The organism is Aliivibrio sp. A6 (assembly GCF_028765505.1).
Lineage (GTDB): Bacteria > Pseudomonadota > Gammaproteobacteria > Enterobacterales > Vibrionaceae > Aliivibrio > Aliivibrio finisterrensis_A.
In genome coordinates, this window is the sequence record NZ_JARACR010000035.1 from 1 (window position 1) to 17,735 (window position 17,735).

15 protein-coding genes are annotated in these 17,735 nt (G+C 37.8%); 8 read left to right on the forward strand and 7 right to left on the reverse strand.

Going from position 1 to position 17,735, the window contains the following annotated elements; translation table 11 throughout:
- Nucleotides 1-491 precede the first annotated feature (491 nt).
- On the reverse strand, nucleotides 492-4,289 hold the full coding sequence (gene tamB / locus PVK70_RS16220) for an autotransporter assembly complex protein TamB (RefSeq protein WP_130049107.1): 3,798 nt from the start codon (nucleotides 4,287-4,289) through the stop codon (nucleotides 492-494).
- Entirely contained in the window at nucleotides 4,286-6,007 is a 1,722-nt protein-coding gene (gene tamA / locus PVK70_RS16225) for an autotransporter assembly complex protein TamA (RefSeq protein ID WP_130049108.1), read from the reverse strand. The genes tamB and tamA overlap by 4 nt, the downstream gene beginning before the upstream one ends.
- A 113-nt stretch (nucleotides 6,008-6,120) precedes the next feature.
- Here tamA and msrA point away from each other — a divergent pair, with 113 nt between their 5' ends.
- A complete protein-coding gene (msrA, locus tag PVK70_RS16230) occupies nucleotides 6,121-6,699 on the forward strand; it encodes a peptide-methionine (S)-S-oxide reductase MsrA (protein WP_242504818.1) in 579 nt (192 codons plus the stop codon).
- A 62-nt stretch (nucleotides 6,700-6,761) separates the two neighbouring features.
- Here msrA and PVK70_RS16235 read toward each other — a convergent pair whose 3' ends face one another.
- Complete coding sequence (locus tag PVK70_RS16235) at nucleotides 6,762-6,971, reverse strand: DUF1107 domain-containing protein (RefSeq protein WP_130049109.1); 210 nt, start codon at nucleotides 6,969-6,971, stop codon at nucleotides 6,762-6,764.
- Between the two features lie 247 nt (nucleotides 6,972-7,218).
- Between PVK70_RS16235 and PVK70_RS16240 the strand changes: the two genes are divergently transcribed.
- The 7 genes from PVK70_RS16240 to PVK70_RS16270 all read left to right on the forward strand — a co-directional run bounded on the left by PVK70_RS16240 (nucleotide 7,219) and on the right by PVK70_RS16270 (nucleotide 12,538).
- On the forward strand, nucleotides 7,219-7,770 hold the full coding sequence (locus PVK70_RS16240) for a YtfJ family protein (protein WP_130049110.1): 552 nt from the start codon (nucleotides 7,219-7,221) through the stop codon (nucleotides 7,768-7,770).
- Nucleotides 7,771-7,838: 68 nt separating this feature from the next.
- A complete protein-coding gene (locus tag PVK70_RS16245) occupies nucleotides 7,839-8,165 on the forward strand; it encodes a DUF2607 family protein (RefSeq protein WP_130045947.1) in 327 nt (108 codons plus the stop codon).
- A gap of 12 nt (nucleotides 8,166-8,177) precedes the next feature.
- Entirely contained in the window at nucleotides 8,178-8,864 is a 687-nt protein-coding gene (zrgA, locus tag PVK70_RS16250; protein ID WP_130049111.1) for a zinc uptake protein ZrgA, read from the forward strand.
- 36 nt (nucleotides 8,865-8,900) lie between these two features.
- Nucleotides 8,901-9,587, forward strand: coding sequence for an ABC transporter ATP-binding protein (locus PVK70_RS16255; protein ID WP_130049112.1), 687 nt, complete (start codon nucleotides 8,901-8,903; stop codon nucleotides 9,585-9,587).
- Entirely contained in the window at nucleotides 9,584-10,843 is a 1,260-nt protein-coding gene (locus PVK70_RS16260; protein ID WP_130045944.1) for an ABC transporter permease, read from the forward strand. The genes PVK70_RS16255 and PVK70_RS16260 overlap by 4 nt, the downstream gene beginning before the upstream one ends.
- Before the next feature lie 8 nt (nucleotides 10,844-10,851).
- A complete protein-coding gene (locus PVK70_RS16265; protein WP_130049113.1) occupies nucleotides 10,852-11,337 on the forward strand; it encodes a DUF3299 domain-containing protein in 486 nt (161 codons plus the stop codon).
- Nucleotides 11,338-11,644: 307 nt separating this feature from the next.
- Nucleotides 11,645-12,538, forward strand: coding sequence for a TIGR03899 family protein (locus tag PVK70_RS16270; protein ID WP_130049114.1), 894 nt, complete (start codon nucleotides 11,645-11,647; stop codon nucleotides 12,536-12,538).
- A gap of 86 nt (nucleotides 12,539-12,624) precedes the next feature.
- Here the strand turns inward: PVK70_RS16270 and cysC are convergent, their stop codons facing one another.
- From cysC to cysD, 4 genes are read right to left on the reverse strand one after another with little or no spacing between them, the layout of a single operon-like run.
- Nucleotides 12,625-13,242, reverse strand: coding sequence for an adenylyl-sulfate kinase (gene cysC / locus PVK70_RS16275; RefSeq protein ID WP_130049115.1), 618 nt, complete (start codon nucleotides 13,240-13,242; stop codon nucleotides 12,625-12,627).
- A 14-nt stretch (nucleotides 13,243-13,256) separates the two neighbouring features.
- Nucleotides 13,257-14,984, reverse strand: coding sequence for an SLC13 family permease (locus tag PVK70_RS16280; protein WP_130049116.1), 1,728 nt, complete (start codon nucleotides 14,982-14,984; stop codon nucleotides 13,257-13,259).
- A 21-nt stretch (nucleotides 14,985-15,005) separates the two neighbouring features.
- The gene (gene cysN / locus PVK70_RS16285) at nucleotides 15,006-16,442 is read right to left on the reverse strand and encodes a sulfate adenylyltransferase subunit CysN (RefSeq protein WP_130049117.1); all 1,437 of its coding nucleotides are present in this window, start codon (nucleotides 16,440-16,442) and stop codon (nucleotides 15,006-15,008) included.
- Between the two features lie 28 nt (nucleotides 16,443-16,470).
- Complete coding sequence (gene cysD, locus PVK70_RS16290) at nucleotides 16,471-17,379, reverse strand: sulfate adenylyltransferase subunit CysD (RefSeq protein ID WP_130049118.1); 909 nt, start codon at nucleotides 17,377-17,379, stop codon at nucleotides 16,471-16,473.
- Nucleotides 17,380-17,735: the final 356 nt, after the last annotated feature.

Consider the following 17,735-nt stretch of genomic DNA (forward strand, 5'->3'; position numbering starts at 1 on the left):
ACTCAATGATTAATACTGATTGTTACATAAAAGTAATTTTGTGTAGCCACTCAGTTCATTGATTCCATTTACTTTCATTTTAAAAAATGAAAACAAACAGTTTGCTTTCGCAAATAGCGATTATCAACTCACAAGTGCCCACACAGATTAATAGGTTTCAAATTGTTAAAGAGCTTTTCTTCTACTTTCAAAGCGTTTCTGCTTTTCTGTGAAGAGGACGGTCATTTTATCTAATTAAGTTTCAGTGTCAAGCACTTATTTGAAACTAAATTTCCTAACCATCTTTCCACCAACCCTTTGCTGCTCTATGCTGAGCGCTCCGTGTCAGTGAGGTCGCATTATAGGGAGTTCGATCACATTAGCAAGCGTTAAATGCATTTTTTTGCATGTTTTCTTTCTGTTTGATGGTCATTTAAGCAATGGAAAACTTATACTTTATTACCCCTGCAAGCCTAACAGCTTACCCACAAAGTTATCCACATTTGCTGAATTTAATCGAAACTAAACTGATAAATTAAATCAACAGCACTATCTACCCCAGATATGGCTTCTATATAGAGATCGCTAATAATTCGATACCTTAACGTAAATTCACCAAGTGAATTAAAAATACCGACCCCATACTTAACTTGTAAATCTGGCGCTATGTAGCCACTTATTGTCACTTGTGAGTCATCACCGGAACCAGCGGTATCTAATTGTAGGTCTTGCACACCAAATGCTTGGCCAATCTCTCCGACTACTTTACCGCTTTTAGCAAGGCTTAATCCTATCAGTGTCGTCGTCATGGCATTTCCACCAGATTCACTATCTATATCCTGCCCTCTTAATAAATAAGATAACGCATTGGCTTGAGGCATAGATGGAGATGAGAATATCTCTACTCTTGGAGCATCTGCTGGACCACTCACTTTAACCCCCGCTACCACATCATCCTGGGTATTATCTGGATTTCGAATAGCTTCGATATCTACATAAGGCTGATCTGCTGGACCATTAAATAAAATCTTTCCTTTTCTTATTTGTAAATCTTGTCCGAAAGAACGATAAGTACCATCTTCAATATTTACTTCTCCAGCAATAAATGGCGCTTTATTTCTCTGAGTTACATTTAATTGACCAACAAGACCAGCTTCTAAACCAAATGCAGAAAGAAGCACATCATTACCTATCGAGATTTTGATATTGGTTTCGACTTCCATTGGTAAGGTAGTTGCAGTCTCTACCGGTTGAAGCTCATTATTTAAAATTACTTCATCCTTTGATACACCAACCGCACTTTCTGGCAATTCATTAACGACAATCCTCCCCCATGGGATACCTATACTGCCAGTAATCTTCGCTAATGTCGGAATAATGCGAATTTTCATATCTGGCTTAACTTTTAATTTAACCATGGGAGGTACATTAACTTGAAGTTCATTACCGAAGACATCGAGTCCTGCTTTCCAATTCTTTAAATCATGCCAGTCCGCTGAACCATTAATATGTAAATCACCATCAGGGGTCGTTATCTTGGAAACAAGTTCTCCATCGTAACCATTCATCTTAATTTTGATATCACCATTAGAAATATCAACCGGGGAGACCTCACCCTTAACTACTACTTTATTAATAACGAGATCACCAACTGACTTGGGATGAAGTATCGGACCTGAAAAGTTAATCTTTGAGTTAATAATCCCTTGAAGTTGACTGTATTCACCTAATGCAGGTTCAAACATCGATAATGACAACGCCTCTATATTGGATATTCCTTTTATTGTTTTCTTGCCTGTTAAATCATCTATTAACATCTGTCCATTTAATTGACCGTTACCAGTCAGACCAATAAGCCAATTTGCATTAAGAACATCATCTTCCATTTCTGCATTAACTTTTATCTCATCCCAACCAATAATTAATGGTTGCTCCATTTGTTGTTGAACATTTCCTTTTGGTAAATACAAAGCCGCTTTTATATACGGTTTCTTTTGCTCTTCCCACTTTGCAATTACGTTTAAATTAGCCTCACCATTAACTTTTGTCTCTTCTGGAAGGAAAACTTTTAACTTGCTAAATTCGAAATGATTCACGCTTAAATCAACAATTCCGGATTTGCCCGCCAATAAATTTTTATTTAAGCAAAGTGACGTTACTCCCTGACTCCAGCAATTAGCTTGAACAAATACTTCTGAGGTTTGAATGTCATAGGCTAATGCCGCTTTCTTATCTAATTTCCAAGGACCAATTTCAGTTTTGATTTCAGCTTTTGACAGTTCACCCTTCCAAGCTTTTTTTCTATCGAGAGCACCATCAATAACGAGGTAAGAGTCAACGACATTTGAATCTAGATTGACACTTAAGCGATGGCTTTCTTCTTTACCGTTAAATTTAATATTTAACGCTTCAAGTATCTGCTTTTTATATTGGCCTTTACTTAAATCAACACGAAGATCAGCATTGATTTTTGGCATTGGTACTATATATCCGTTGATAGAGGCTTTTTTTAATGTTGCTTCTTTTTTCCACTTTAACCCAAGCGCATCTATATCAAGTTCAATTTTAGGCTCTGTTACTTTTCCAGTTAATGCAACTTTGCCAAATAACTTACCGTATAAATCAGGAACACTATCTGACAATTCAGGAAAGTTAACATCGACATTCAAATCCAACTCTTTATTAACTTCACCAGTAACTTCAATACCATTATCACCATGATGCAATGCTAAGCTTGGGATATCGATATTAATCTCCCCTTGACCATCCTTGTCATGAGCAAAAAGAGAACCATTAACATCCAATGGGTACTTTCTAAATATGCCTTTAATATCAATCACAGGTATCAAAGCATTCCAACCACCTTTATCGGTAAGTGAACCATTAGTCTCAATCCTTCCACTAATATTCCCTTCCGCAGCTTCCCATTGAATACCCGGCTGGATATTTTGAAGATCAATATCTCCTTTCCATTGTAGTAATGAACGCCAATCTATCTCTATACCACCAGAAACCTGTCCTCCTAAGGTATCAATAAGTAAATCATGTAAATTTACCGAACTAGTATCTCCCTTACCTTCTAAACGAATATCTGTTTGAGGAACGTCTTTTCCTTCTATATAAAGAGAACCAGAAAATTGATACTTATTTAAATCACCTTTTGCTCTTATGTTAGGGACTAATGCTGTTATGGCTTTATCACCAATAAGCGGCCAATAAACATCCCCTTCTGATACTTGGATATTAAAAGGTAATGTCGATTCTAAAGGCTTGAGTTCTGCATCAATCTTTGCTTGTAAGCCTCCACTCAATTTAACTGAGGCCTTTAAATCAACCACACTTCCCTCTGCATCTAAGGTAACTTTATGTCCCTTTAATTCAGTTTCTTTAACTTTTAAAATAGCATTGAGTGTTAACGGGTAATCGCCATCAAGCTTAACATCACTGTCCATTCTTAAACTTGCTTGCGGCATATCTAAATAAAAATCTTTTACATGGACATCATGCTCTCCAGCCTTAGCAATAAAATCGAGTTGATTTACTTTAATTTGAGAGTCTTGCTGTAATGTGAAATCTCGTAAGGCAAATTTCTCAACATTAATATTTAATGGAATATAAATAGAGGGAAGAATAATTTTTGAGGTTGGTTTTTCTTTTGGTAATTCGTCTGTATTTTCTTGAGAGGCTTTTTGTTTAGCTAACTCGACGCTTATCTTTTCCCAAGCAAGAGGAGTAACGGTCAAATCACTATGATGTAGTTTTACACCAGTATTAAATGAGCGCCATTGAATACGGTTACCTAAAATATCCATATCAATATTATTCAAACTAATATTCGTTACATTAATAGGGATAGGAATAGATAGAAGACTTGGCTCTACAGGCTCCGGTTCTTCGGTTTTTTGAGTTTCAGGCAACTCAGGCAAGGCCAATGTCAAACCATCAATAGATATATCATCAACACAAAGTGCCGGTTGCATTAAGCATTCAGGGGTAAAAGTAACACTCAAATGATTTACTTTGGCATCAATAAACGTCTTATCTTGATAAGATATCCCAGTTAATGAAAATTCAGGTAATACACTTCCCTCAACTTTATCTATATATAAAGAAGGTAACGCTTTTTCCGCCCCCCAAACAAGCAATTTTAATCCCGGGTTAGTAAAAACAATAGCACCTACCAATAAGAGTAGTACTAAGATTAACATTGGGAAAAATAGTGCTAAACAAATACAGTGACGGCTAAAACGACGCTTTTTCTTTTGCTTTGCATCGATTACTTGCTCTTGGTTTTCTTCTAAAGAACTCATACTTCAGGCCCTAAAGTGAAATGCACTTTAAATTCATCTCCTGGTTCTGCATCAAACCCCCAAGCAAAATCAAGACGAACCGGGCCAACTGGAGATGCCCATCGTATACCCAAACCTGCGCCCATCTTCCAGTCAGGGGTTGATATCCACGCGTCACCATAATCCACAAACGTTGCTACCCACCAATTACCAACCACTCGATACTGATATTCTAAGCTAGTAGTTGCCATAAATTGGCCACCAGTCAAATAACCATTTTTATCTTTTGGTGATATTTCTTCATAGCCATAGCCTCTCACACTATTATCGCCACCTGCAAAGAATCGAATAGAAGGAGGGAGTTTATAGAAGTTATCCGTATACATAGCTCCGATCTCACCTCTTGCTACACCGCGATGATTTTCACCAATACTTCGGACAATTGCACCTTGAGCTAAAAGACGTAGCAATTTTGCATCGGATGTTAATGCTTGATCCGTAGCTTCTATGCTGAACGATTTTTTATCTCCCCACATAGGCATAGTTCCACCACGTGAACGACTTTTAGAAAATGATACTCCAGGCAAAACTAACCATGCTGTGCCATCTTGGATCCCTTGAGTAAACTCTTCATAAAGAAAACGGGTGTAGATGGTTCTATGCCAACCCGAGTCAAATACCCAATGACGCTCAAAAGCTAAATTTGACTCTAAGCTATCGGTATCTCGGTTATCAACATTCTTCAAGCCATACTTAACAATGTAGTAATCTTTAAGCACCTGCTCTAGTGGGATTTTATACGATATAGTTGCTTCTTGTTCCGGTTTTGAAATAGAAAGTCCTGTATCTAAACTGTGTCCATATTCATTAAGCCATGGCTTTTTCCAACGGATCTTACCTCTAACACCAACATCGGTTGAGTAACCAATACTGGTTTCTAGTTGATTTCGAACTTGAGGTGATAAATGCACATTCATTGGTAACTGTCGACTTACTCCAACAGCATCTAAATCAGGCTCAACATAAACAGATGAAAACCATTCAGTATTAGATAGGGATTGATTTAACTCACCAATTTGACTTGCGAGGTATGGATCACCTTCTTTGAAAGGGATAATTGAGCGAACTCGCGACTCTTCAATTTGGCTTCCTTCAATCTTTGTTTTGCCAAAGTGATAACGCTGCCCACTTTGATAATGTAAACGCACTAAAGCTTGATGCCTACCAGGTGCAATTTCTAAACGACTTAACGTAAATTCACCATCAAAATATCCTTTTCTTAATGCTAAATTCTGTAACCTGCTTTTTAAGCTTTCATATTTACCATGATCAATCACTTGCCCCAGATTTAACCCAGAGTTATCAACTGCATTAATAAAATCAATATCCGTTTTTGCTTCTCCCGTAATAGTAATGTCACTGACATAGATATAAACGGGTTCGCCAGCATTCACGGTAAATACTAACGTATGCTCACCTTCTTGGCCTTCAATAGAGAAATTCATCGATGGGTCGTAATAACCTAACGCTTTAAGTGCATCTCGGGCATTTTTTTCAAGGCGAGATTGGAAACGAAGTGAAGTAGAGTACTCCTCTTCTGGTATGGCTGAAATATACGCTTCAACGTTACTCAGCAAAGATCCTTCTAAACCCTCAATTTCCAATTCTGTTTGTGCTGATACTCTTACTGAGAGTAGAGCCAAACAAGAAATAAATAAGAGGGATAACTTCTTTGTCATACTTATAATTATTCTATTGATTCATGAATGCATTCTATGCAATGGTAATTTACTCGCTTTGTAGAGTAGCACAAGGTAAAAGTCTTCTAAATGACTCAGTTGAAGGATGCGACATGACCATAAATAAACAAAATTTACGACCTCATCATTTTATTTCACAGGTTGATTTAGAAATAACACCTCCAGACCATGACGTTATTTATGTAGGGATGGGATGTTTTTGGGGTGCAGAACGCTTGTTTTGGCAATTACCAGGAGCTTACTCAACTGCCGTTGGATACGCCGGTGGGGACACACTAAATCCGAACTATAAAGAAGTCTGTACAGGAACAACAAACCACGTAGAAGTGGTAAAAGTTGTCTTTAACCCCACTCTTATTTCTCTTGAGACTGTGCTTCATTCTTTTTGGCAAAATCACAATCCAACACAAGGAATGCGTCAAGGTAATGATATAGGAACACAGTATCGTTCTGTTATTTATACTAATTCAGAACAGCAACAGCTAATTGCAGAAGAAACGCAGCAGCAATACCAAACCGCATTAGAGAAACAAGGTATTAATGCACCAATAACCACAGAAATACTGCCTATAAATATTTTCTATTTTGCCGAAGAGTATCATCAACAATATTTAGCAAAAAATCCTGATGGTTACTGCGGGTTAGGTGGGACTGGAGCCTGCTTCTTATAAACAGAAAAGGTGCTCATCACGAGCACCTTTCAATCTTAATATCATTAACACTGTCTATAATATTACGCTGGCACTACTGATAGCTGGCGAATGTGCTGATTGACCTCACTCATTACTGATAACATTTTTCTATTCTCTTTATGTGGCATCAGTAGTTTGCCCTCATCGAATTCAAAAGAACCAATACCTTCAATATGAAGTTGTCCTTTAAATAGGGTTTTAACAAAGCGAGCCACTTGAAGTGGTCTATAAGCCTTAAAATTTCTAAACATAGCCATTACCTCAATAATCCATATAAGGTGATCATTAAACGTCCATTAAAAATATGTCACCTTGCCATTTATTACCTAAACAACAATAGAGCGAAACATTTAGTTAACATTATATATCGCAAAACAGTGTACGACAAGTTGGATTTCATTTATTAACTATGAGCAACTAATGAATTTATACTGGTCGAATCGCTTTTTATTAATCTCTGCACTACACTACAAATTCTTATTTCTAAGGATAATAAAAATGAACACAGTAAAACTATTCGCTCTTAGTGCCTGTCTATTACCTTCCCTTTCTTTTGCTCACAACATTTCATTAAATCAACCTGTGCCATCAGTAACGGTTAAACAATATGGTGAAATTACATATATTAACGACGCCCCTACCTATCAAAAATGGAACAGTGAACATCTAAAAGGGAAGGTTCGAGTTTTACAAGCCATTGCTGGCCGAAGCAGTGCCAAAGCAATGAACGCCGATCTTATGAGTGCTATCACCTTAGAAAAGTTCCCTGAATCAACATATCAAACTACAACTATTATCAATCAAAATGATTCTATTTGGGGCACAGGTGGATTTGTAAAGTCATCTGCTGAAGAGAGTAAAAAAGAATTTTCATGGTCATCTATGGTTCTTGATGAAAATGGTAAGGTGGCAAACGCTTGGGATCTTAAGTCTGAAAGCTCAACCATTATTGTTCAAAATAAAAAAGGGAATGTCATTTTTGTTAAGGAAGGAAAGCTATCTTCCGATGAAATTAAGCAAGTCATAGCCCTAATCTATGCTCAGCTATAAATAAATGGCTTGATTATCAATTGTTATATTATTACATTTACCGCTTATACTCTTTTTAAGGCGGTACAATGCAATCGTACTTTTTTACTAAACAGCGTTGGTTAAATTGGAGTTTAGCTATTACTCTAACGCTGTTTAGTGTATTGGTTGCCCATCACCAAATTGATGCTAATGCACAGCACCATGAGAATCATCACTGCCAATTATTTCATTCTATTGGTTCTGGTTTTATTGTACATATCACTTCTCCCCCGATCATTCCTCAAGCTATAGTCAGATCAGTATTCTCTATCGTAGAAAACAGTTCTCCATTTTCAATAACCGTACACTCTCGAGCACCCCCTTACCTGTCGTCTAATATTCATAAATACACCACATTTATAACACTTAGATAATAGGAAGCAATTATGCTTATCTGTAATAAAAAAAATGCTCTACGATTAATAATTTCTAGTACCTTATTCTCAACCCCACTAATGGCTTATGCAGGTGATCATCATCATGACGATCATGAACATTCTGAACATCGTCAACACGGGGCACACGTTCATGGTGTTGTAGAAACAAATATAGCTCAAGATGGTGACCATTTACTTTTTGAAATCACAGCTCCAGGCTCTGATGTTGTAGGATTTGAACACGCTCCTAAAAACAAAGAGCAAGAGCAGTTATTAGAGCAAGCTATTGCTAAACTAAAAAAACCAAATGCAATTTTCTCTCTACCAGAGTCTGCTAACTGTAAAATTTCAGAGGTACATGTCTCTCATAGTATGAAGCATGCTGACCATGCTGACCATGATCACGATAGTCATGACCATGATAAACATGACCATGATAAACATGACCACGATAAACATGACCACGATAAACATGATCATGATGATGACTCTCACCATGAAGAACACCAAAGTGAACACGGTGAATTTACAGCTCAATATGAATACCACTGTGAAACAATCTCAGAGCTAAACCAAGTAGAAACGCAATGGTTTACCTTATTTTCTCACACTAAAAAAATAACAGTTCAATACTTAGGTGATTCAGGACAGAAAGCGGCAACATTAACCGCTAAAAAAGCCGTTCTCGCTCTATAATTTAGGCATGACGGTGGCAACACCGTCATTATTAATATGAATATAATTGAATTATCAAATCTGACTTTTTGTTGGCCAAACCACACAGAGCAAACTCTTAATATTCCAAGTTACCAGCAACAACAAGGATCTAAGGTATTTATCAAAGGCCCAAGCGGCAGTGGTAAATCAACCCTTCTTAGTCTCCTTACAGGGATCTTATCACCGACCGAAGGAACGGTTAGCATTAATGGTACTGATATTAATCAATTAACATCAAATCAGCGAGATCGATTTAGAGCTGATAATATTGGCTATATATTTCAGCAATTTAACCTACTTCCTTATCTTTCTGTTGTTGATAATGTAATTTTGCCATATCAATTTTCATCACAAAAAGACCTATCAAAACAAGAACTAATAAAAGAAGCTGAGCGCCTACTCAATCAACTTCAATTGCCTGTTTCTCATTTTAACAAACCCATTACTGATTTAAGTATTGGTCAACAGCAGCGAGTTGCAGCGGCAAGAGCGTTTATTGGAAAACCAAAATTGATCATTGCAGATGAGCCAACTTCAGCATTAGATCACGACAGTCGCTTTGCTTTTATTCAGCTATTAATGGAAGAGTGTGAAAGCAGTGGTGCTGGATTGCTTTTTGTTAGCCATGATCCAAGTTTAGAATCTCTTTTTGATCGTTGTATTGATTTAAGAACCTTAAATAATGTGGGAGGCATACAGTGATTGGTATTGCTCAATTAGCGTGGAAGAGCTTAAAAAACCGTAAAACCACCGTAATATTAACCGTTCTCACTATCGCTATTTCTGTCATGCTGTTGATGGGCGTTGAGCGCATTCGAACTCAAGCAAAAAACAGCTTTGCCAATACCATCTCTAACACAGATTTAATTGTTGGTGCACGCTCTGGTCAGGTTAACCTACTGCTTTATTCGGTTTTCCGTATCGGTAATGCCACCAACAATATTGATTGGAAAAGCTATCAAGAGATCAGCAATCAAAAGTCAGTAAAATGGTCAATTCCAATCTCTCTAGGCGATTCTCATAAAGGCTTTAGAGTCATGGGAACCAATCAAGATTACTTTCGTTTTTACCAATATGGAAAAAAACAACCACTAACGTTTAAAGAAGGTAAGCCATTCTCACACTTATTTGATGTTGTTCTCGGTGCCGATGTGGCAAAGAAACTAAACTACCAATTAGGTGATAAATTAGTTATTGCTCATGGAATTAGTGATCAATCCTTTACTCGCCATGATAATTTACCTTTTACCGTTACTGGTATTTTAGCTCCAACAGGAACACCAGTAGATAAAACTCTACATGTTTCTTTAGGCGCGATAGAAGCGATACATGTTGGCTGGGAGAGCGGAGCTCATTTAGGTAATACCCCTGATGCAAAAACATTAGAGCAACACCAGTTTGAGCCTAAAGAAATTACCGCATTCATGTTAGGGCTAAACTCAAAGATTCAGACTTTTGCTCTTCAGCGCTATATTAATGATTACAGCAAAGAACCCCTTAGTGCCATTCTTCCTGGTATCGCTTTACATGAACTATGGGGAATGATGTCGATGGCAGAACAAGCTTTATTAGCTGTCTCTGTTTTCGTGGTCATTGCAGGATTAATGGGAATGCTCACTAGCTTATTAACTAGCTTACAAGAAAGGCGACGAGAAATGGCTATCTTAAGATCAATGGGAGCTCAACCTAAACATATTTTTGCCCTACTTGTTAGTGAAGCTGTCGTAATAACGACCTTTGGGATCATCGTAGGCCTACTGGGTTTATATCTTTCTTTATCTATATTACAACCCATAATCCAACAGTATTATGGCATCGCCATTGAACTTACATTACCAAGTTTATACGAATTAAAGCTATTAGCTCTTGTTCTGTGCTCTGGTTTTATTATTGGCGTCATACCTGCCATTCAAGCATATCGACACTCGTTGAGTGACGGTATGACAATTAGACTTTAAGGATAAACATGAAAAAGAAATTCTTACTCTGTTTCTTATTACTTCTGCCCTTTAGTGCAATAAGTAATGAAGTATTAAAACTCGATTGGATTGACTTAGTTCCTGAACAGGAAAGAAATCAATTTGATGCGGTAGGTATGCCTAAAGTTGATCATAATGGTGCCCAAATGCAGCAATCTCTTGTTGGCGGAGTTCGACAAGAATTAAATGGTAGCATGGTAAAAATACCAGGGTTTGTTATTCCTTTAGAAGGTGATGACAAAGTAATCACTGAGTTTTTACTTGTACCTTATTTTGGGGCTTGTATTCACGTACCACCACCACCACCAAATCAAATCATTTATGTAAAATTTGAAAAAGGTGCACCAATACAACAATTATGGGATGTCATTTATATAGTAGGGACACTAAAAACAGAAACCATCAATAGTGAATTAGCAGAAACTGGCTATCTTATTGAAGGAGCTAGCCTAGAAGAATACGATGATGAATAAAATGTAACACATATGTAAACTCGCGTTTATCTTTCCTATTGTTATATATAATGGGAAAGATAGACGAGCGTTGCAGTATAACCCGTTGCAATCACTACACTATACAGTACTTTTTTTAAATTTGATCCTTTCATGAAATCCCCCTTATAAAAATCACACTTATTATTTTAACAAAAATTTATCATTTAACCACGCTTAGACTCTTTCTTTTTGTTAGTTTTTCTTAATTATTGCTTTGAGATTAAAGTTTTTATTTTCTAATACCGATAATATAAAAAGAGAACCGTTACTCAGGGCTAGGTTAATCATGAACTCACCACAAAAAATCATCACAAAAGATGAGCAAATAAAAGAACAGCCAACACACAAAAAAGAGCATTACGTTGTAAGCAGTGCTCGACGACTTACTGAGATCGCGGTAAAACAAGGTCTTGCTGCAAAACTGCAAACACCGAAACCAGAAGAAACACTTCTAAAACGCGCTTTATATCGAGAGAAGTTATTACGTGAGCAGCAACAGCAAAACTTAGAACAAATAATTAAATTTGCTTATGATTATTGTAATGATGAGACAGCGGGAGAGCCCGATCCTGATTGGCTTCATCGTTTTTTTGAAATGGCTAAAGACATTCATGACCCATCCATGCAACGTTTATGGAGCCAGATCTTTAAGCAAGAAATTATCACTCCCGGCTCAACGTCAATGAAAGCACTTAAAGTGTTAAAAGACATGACTCAACGAGAAGCACAAACATTTCAGCGAGCAGCCTCATTAGCCTGTAGTTTTGGACAAGACAACAGTAAAAAATTACTTCTCGGCTATAAATGCGCTGGCACTCTCTTCAATCTGTATAAAACAGAAGGCCCACAACTGGTTCATTTAGGTAACTATAAGCTTCCTTACTCCAGTTTATTGCTGCTTATTGAGCTAGGCTTATTGCTTGGTACTGAATTAGAGTCTGGAGAAATAGAGTTTGAACCCGCATTACCGCTGCAATATCAGGGTAAAAACATTGCAATAAAACCAATGCAAAAAGGGGCTAGGCTTGTTTATTACCGCTTCAGTCCAACAGGGGCTGAGCTATGTAAGTTATTAGGGAATAAACCTAATGAAAATTATTACGACAATCTCATTAGCCTGCTAAGTCAAAAGTTCATTGTGGAAACTGACGTAAAGAAAACCATTTCAACAACCGCTTAATTGTCTTTCTTCTTTCATAATAAAGCCCTTAAATAATCAAATATGTAAGGGCTTATGTTTAGGTAATGCGATGAGAAAAATCGCTCTTACTGAATAATCGCTCTTGCCTTCAAGGCTATTAAGCATTGCTCAACAAGCGCATCAATTGACTCTTTACCCGCAGGCAAATCGATCTCAGGATTTAACGGCTGTTGGTATTCAGAATCAATCCCTGTGAAGTGTTTTATTTCCCCTGCTCGTGCTTTTTTATACAAGCCTTTAGGGTCCCTTTTTTCACATTCATCCAAGGAAGTATTCACAAAGACTTCTAAAAACTCGCCCTCTGGTAGTAATTCCCGAACCATTTGGCGCTCTGCTCTATGAGGTGAAATAAACGCACTTAATACAATTAACCCGGCATCAGCCATCAATTTTGAAAGCTCTCCGATACGTCTGATATTTTCTTGCCTATCATGATCCGAAAAGCCTAGATCGTTACACAAGCCATGACGAACATTATCTCCATCTAGCAGATAAGTATGATAACCAAGCTCTACTAATTTGTTTTCTAATGCTCCAGCTATGGTTGATTTCCCTGCGCCAGATAGCCCAGTAAACCAAAGCACTGCTGGCTGCTGGTTTTTCAATTTAGAGCGAGTGTCTTTAGTTACTGAATGTTGGTGCCAAACAATATTTTCATCTTTCACAACGTCTTTGACAGTCATGTTTCATCCTTGAATTAAAATGGGAAAAAATAAGGGATTAACGTAAGTACCAAAACTGAATAAATAATCGACATGGGTAACCCCACTTTTACGTAATCAAGTAGCGTGTAATTACCCACACTAAATACTAATAAATTGGTTTGATAGCCATAAGGAGATATGAAACTAGCACTTGCCCCAAATAATACCGCCATAATAAATGGCATTGGATCAACCCCGTAACCTAGCGCCATGCTATACCCGATAGGGAAAGCCAAAGCCGCTGCTGCGTTATTAGTAATTAACTCAGTTAGCACTAAGGTAATTAAATAAACCGCAATCAAGGCACCAATCACTCCCCAACCGTTAAATAACTCCATGAACATATTACCGAGCTGTACCGACAAACCCGATGACAACATTAATTGAGCAATAGAGAGCGCAGCCCCAACAATAACGACAATGTCGATAGGGAAACGTCGGCGTAGTTCTCCAATATTAATCACGCCAAGCGCTAATAATGCCAAAAGATAGACCGACAACCCTTTGATAATTGGGAATATATTCAATAACTCAGCAGCAATAACACCAGCAAAACCCAACAAAACCAGCGCACTTTTATCACCATCCAGTTTTGCTGCCGAATCAAGATCACTAATAATGACAAATTCACGCTTTAACTGCTGTTTACTCTGTTCGAAATCTTTTCCCGGTACTAAAACTAACGTATCTCCCGCTTGCAGTTCAATCTTACCTAAACCACCTTCAAGGCGTTCGTGTCCACGCCGAATCGCAACCACCACGGCATCAAAACGATCTCTAAATTTCGAAGATTTAATGCTTTTGCCACGAATGGAGGCCGATTGGCTCACCACCACTTCAATTAAGTTTTGTCCATTTAAATGGTGCTGCCCAAAGAGCGTTAAGCCATTAATTTCTTGTAATGTAGTCACACTTTCAATATCACCACAAAACAATAATCTATCACCGGCTAATAGCACCATCTCAGGATCAACTGATACTATTGTTTTTCCTTCTCTAATCACTTCAGCCAAAAACAGTTTTCTTAATGCTCTTAAGTTATTTTCTGCAATCGACTTACCAACCAATGGCGAGCCACCTTCGACTCTTGCCTCTAAAAAATAAGGCAACTCATCTTGATGGCCTTCATCGTACTGGGGCAATAAATAACTTAGTGGTATTAGAATGAATAACCCACCAAGTAGCACAGCGATACCAATAGTTGTTGGTGCAAAGAAACTTAAACTTGGTAAACCTGCATCTTCGACAAAACTATTAATAATTAAATTGGTAGAAGTACCAATTAGAGTTAGGGTACCACCTAAAATTGCAGCGTAAGAAAGAGGAATAAGCAGGCGAGAAGGTGCGTGGCGTTGATTACGCTTTATCGCACCAATTAAAGACACCACCACTGCGGTATTATTAGTAAAAGAAGAAAGAATAGCGGTTGATAAGCCCAATTTGCCTACCACACTCCCTAACCTTCCTTCCGAAATATGACGCCCAACCCAACTGATAAGGCGTGTTTTTTCTAAAGCACAAGAACTCAGGATTAATAACACCAAGGTTAATAGTGACGAGTTAGTAAAGTTTTTTGCCAAACTAGGTAAATCAATCATCCCTAGCATAAAAGCAATAAACGCTGCCCCTGAAAAAATCACACTTGGTTTTAATTTACTTGCTAATAGACTCACAATAATTAGAGCCAATAAAGCCAGAACGAATCCTTGTTCCCATGCCATAGACGGTTCCTTTTTAAGCCATTAACTTAAAAGCTTAGAAATATCTTGTGCTCCCCAATGAGGGAAATGTTTACGAACTAACGCATTTAACTCCACCTCAAAAGCACTGACATTATCATTGATAGGCTTCACATCGCTTAACTCAGATAGGTTTTGGATCATCCCAGCCCCTACCGTCACGTTAGTTAAACGGTCAATAAAGATAAAACCACCCGTTTCTGCACAATCTTGGTAACGATCTAAGCTTACCGCTTCTGTTAATGATACGTCACACAAGCCAATACCATTTAATGGCAGCTCTGGTGCATCAAAGGTTTCTAGGCTATTGATATTTACCTGATGATGAATCGCATCAATTTGACCTACCGTTTTCTTACCGGCAATTTTAATGTCGTACTGACGACCTGGTTCTAGTCCTTTTTCTGTCATCCATACAATCTCAGCCTTAAATTGATCTGTCGCTTGTAAGCTAGAGTTTGCCTTCACTAACAAATCACCACGGCTAATATCAATCTCATCTTCTAACGTTAATGTCACTGCTTGACCTGCTTGTGCTGATTCTAAATCACCATCAAACGTCACAATGCGCGCCACTTTTGATTTTTTACCCGATGGTAGCGCTACAATTTCATTACCAACAGCAATGCCACCCGATGAAACGGTGCCTGCAAAACCACGGAAATCTAGATTTGGACGATTCACATATTGCACTGGAAATCTAAATTCACCATTGCCTCTGTCTGAATCGATATCTATATTCTCAAGCACCTCTAATAGAGGCACACCTTGATACCAAGCCAGCGCTTCACTCTGGTTTACTACGTTATCTCCTTCTAGAGCAGATAGCGGAAGAATAGAAATATCTAGGTTTGGATTATTTAGCTTTTTGGAAAAAGTTAAATACTCTTCTTTAATCTCTTCAAAGCGAGATTCAGAATAATCGACCAAATCCATTTTATTTACCGCTACCACAAAATGACGGATACCTAAAAGGTTCGCGATATAAGAGTGACGACGTGTTTGATCAAGCACCCCTTTACGTGCATCAATCAAAATAACCGCAACATTACAGGTAGATGCACCGGTTGCCATATTACGAGTGTACTGCTCATGCCCCGGAGTATCCGCAATAATAAACTTACGCTTTTGGGTTGAGAAATAACGATACGCAACATCAATGGTGATCCCTTGTTCACGCTCAGCTTGCAGGCCATCAACCAATAATGCCAAGTCAGGACGTTCACCTGTTGTACCGACGCGTTGGCTATCGGCATGAACCGCATCTAACTGATCTGCATAGATTTGTTTTGAGTCATGGAGTAATCGGCCTATGAGGGTACTTTTACCATCATCCACTGAACCACAGGTTAAAAATCGAAGTAATGATTTATATTGATGTTCTTTTAAATAAGCTTCAATACCAAGCTCTTCTAATTGTTGCTCTACTGCACTATTCATTATTTAATCCTTCCTTAGATGCTTGATATTAAAAGTAACCTTGGCGTTTTTTCAGTTCCATAGAGCCAGATGAATCATGATCTATCGCTCGACCTTGACGCTCACTTGAGGTAGCAACCAGCATTTCTTCAATGATTTCAGGCAAGGTATTTGCTGTTGATTCCACCGCCCCTGTTAATGGGTAGCAACCTAAGGTTCTAAAGCGAATGTCTTTATGTTGGATTTCTTCACCTTCTTCTAACTCTAAACGCTCATCGTCTACCATGATCAACATGCCATCACGCTCAACCACTGGACGCTTCTCAGATAAATAAAGCGGAACAATTTCAATATTTTCTAAATAGATGTATTGCCAAATATCCAATTCAGTCCAATTTGATAATGGGAAAACTCGGATGCTTTCCCCTTTATTAACTTGGCCGTTATAGGTATTCCATAACTCTGGACGCTGATTTTTTGGGTCCCACGTATGATTTTTATCTCGGAAAGAATACACACGCTCTTTAGCTCGAGATTTTTCTTCATCACGACGTGCACCGCCAAAAGCCGCATCAAAACCATACTTGTTTAGCGCTTGCTTTAAGCCCTGAGTTTTCATGATATCGGTATGCTTTGATGAACCATGAACAAATGGGTTAATCCCCATTGCTAAGCCTTCTGGGTTCTTATGTACCAATAAGTCAAAACCGTATTTTTCTGCCGTTTTTTCTCGAAATTCAATCATCTCTTTGAATTTCCAATCCGTATCAACATGAAGAAGTGGGAATGGGATTTTTCCAGGATAAAAGGCTTTGCGTGCAAGGTGCAGCATGATTGAAGAGTCTTTACCAATCGAGTACATCATTACTGGGTTATCAAACTCAGCAGCAACTTCACGAATAATGTGGATACTTTCAGCTTCTAGCTGTTGTAGGTGAGTTAATCGTTTTGCGTCCATGTATTTTTGTCCTTTAGGCTAAATTTGGTAATGACACCATTAATGGAATTAATTGCCCTAACAAGCATCAATTCTCTTTTTACATGGTGGCTATTTTTCATTCCAATAAAGTCACTATAGACGGGTTACTTTATTACCTGAAATTCTAAAATTTCATTTTTTATTCGATTTAATGCTAACGAAGTTTTTCTTAAATAAAACGGGACACAAAAAACAACATATAAATTCATGGTTAAGCTGTGATCTTGTTACCGTAAACCACACGGAAAGAAGATCAAGCGCACACATTAGAAGACAAATTACATTTATAACATAACCAATCTGTTATCTTAATTGGCGCTTTTATGATTATCACC

What these genes read in the sequence shown, in the direction of transcription:
- tamB (WP_130049107.1), bottom strand. Translation starts at nt 4,289, where the DNA reads ATGAGTTCTTTAGAAGAAAACCAAGAGCAAGTAATCGATGCAAAGCAA.
- cysC (WP_130049115.1), bottom strand. Translation starts at nt 13,242, where the DNA reads ATGACTGTCAAAGACGTTGTGAAAGATGAAAATATTGTTTGGCACCAA.
- PVK70_RS16235 (WP_130049109.1), bottom strand. Translation starts at nt 6,971, where the DNA reads ATGTTTAGAAATTTTAAGGCTTATAGACCACTTCAAGTGGCTCGCTTT.
- PVK70_RS16255 (WP_130049112.1), top strand. Translation starts at nt 8,901, where the DNA reads ATGAATATAATTGAATTATCAAATCTGACTTTTTGTTGGCCAAACCAC.
- tamA (WP_130049108.1), bottom strand. Translation starts at nt 6,007, where the DNA reads ATGACAAAGAAGTTATCCCTCTTATTTATTTCTTGTTTGGCTCTACTC.
- msrA (WP_242504818.1), top strand. Translation starts at nt 6,121, where the DNA reads ATGACCATAAATAAACAAAATTTACGACCTCATCATTTTATTTCACAG.
- cysD (WP_130049118.1), bottom strand. Translation starts at nt 17,379, where the DNA reads ATGGACGCAAAACGATTAACTCACCTACAACAGCTAGAAGCTGAAAGT.
- zrgA (WP_130049111.1), top strand. Translation starts at nt 8,178, where the DNA reads ATGCTTATCTGTAATAAAAAAAATGCTCTACGATTAATAATTTCTAGT.
- PVK70_RS16240 (WP_130049110.1), top strand. Translation starts at nt 7,219, where the DNA reads ATGAACACAGTAAAACTATTCGCTCTTAGTGCCTGTCTATTACCTTCC.
- PVK70_RS16245 (WP_130045947.1), top strand. Translation starts at nt 7,839, where the DNA reads ATGCAATCGTACTTTTTTACTAAACAGCGTTGGTTAAATTGGAGTTTA.
- PVK70_RS16265 (WP_130049113.1), top strand. Translation starts at nt 10,852, where the DNA reads ATGAAAAAGAAATTCTTACTCTGTTTCTTATTACTTCTGCCCTTTAGT.
- cysN (WP_130049117.1), bottom strand. Translation starts at nt 16,442, where the DNA reads ATGAATAGTGCAGTAGAGCAACAATTAGAAGAGCTTGGTATTGAAGCT.
- PVK70_RS16280 (WP_130049116.1), bottom strand. Translation starts at nt 14,984, where the DNA reads ATGGCATGGGAACAAGGATTCGTTCTGGCTTTATTGGCTCTAATTATT.
- PVK70_RS16270 (WP_130049114.1), top strand. Translation starts at nt 11,645, where the DNA reads ATGAACTCACCACAAAAAATCATCACAAAAGATGAGCAAATAAAAGAA.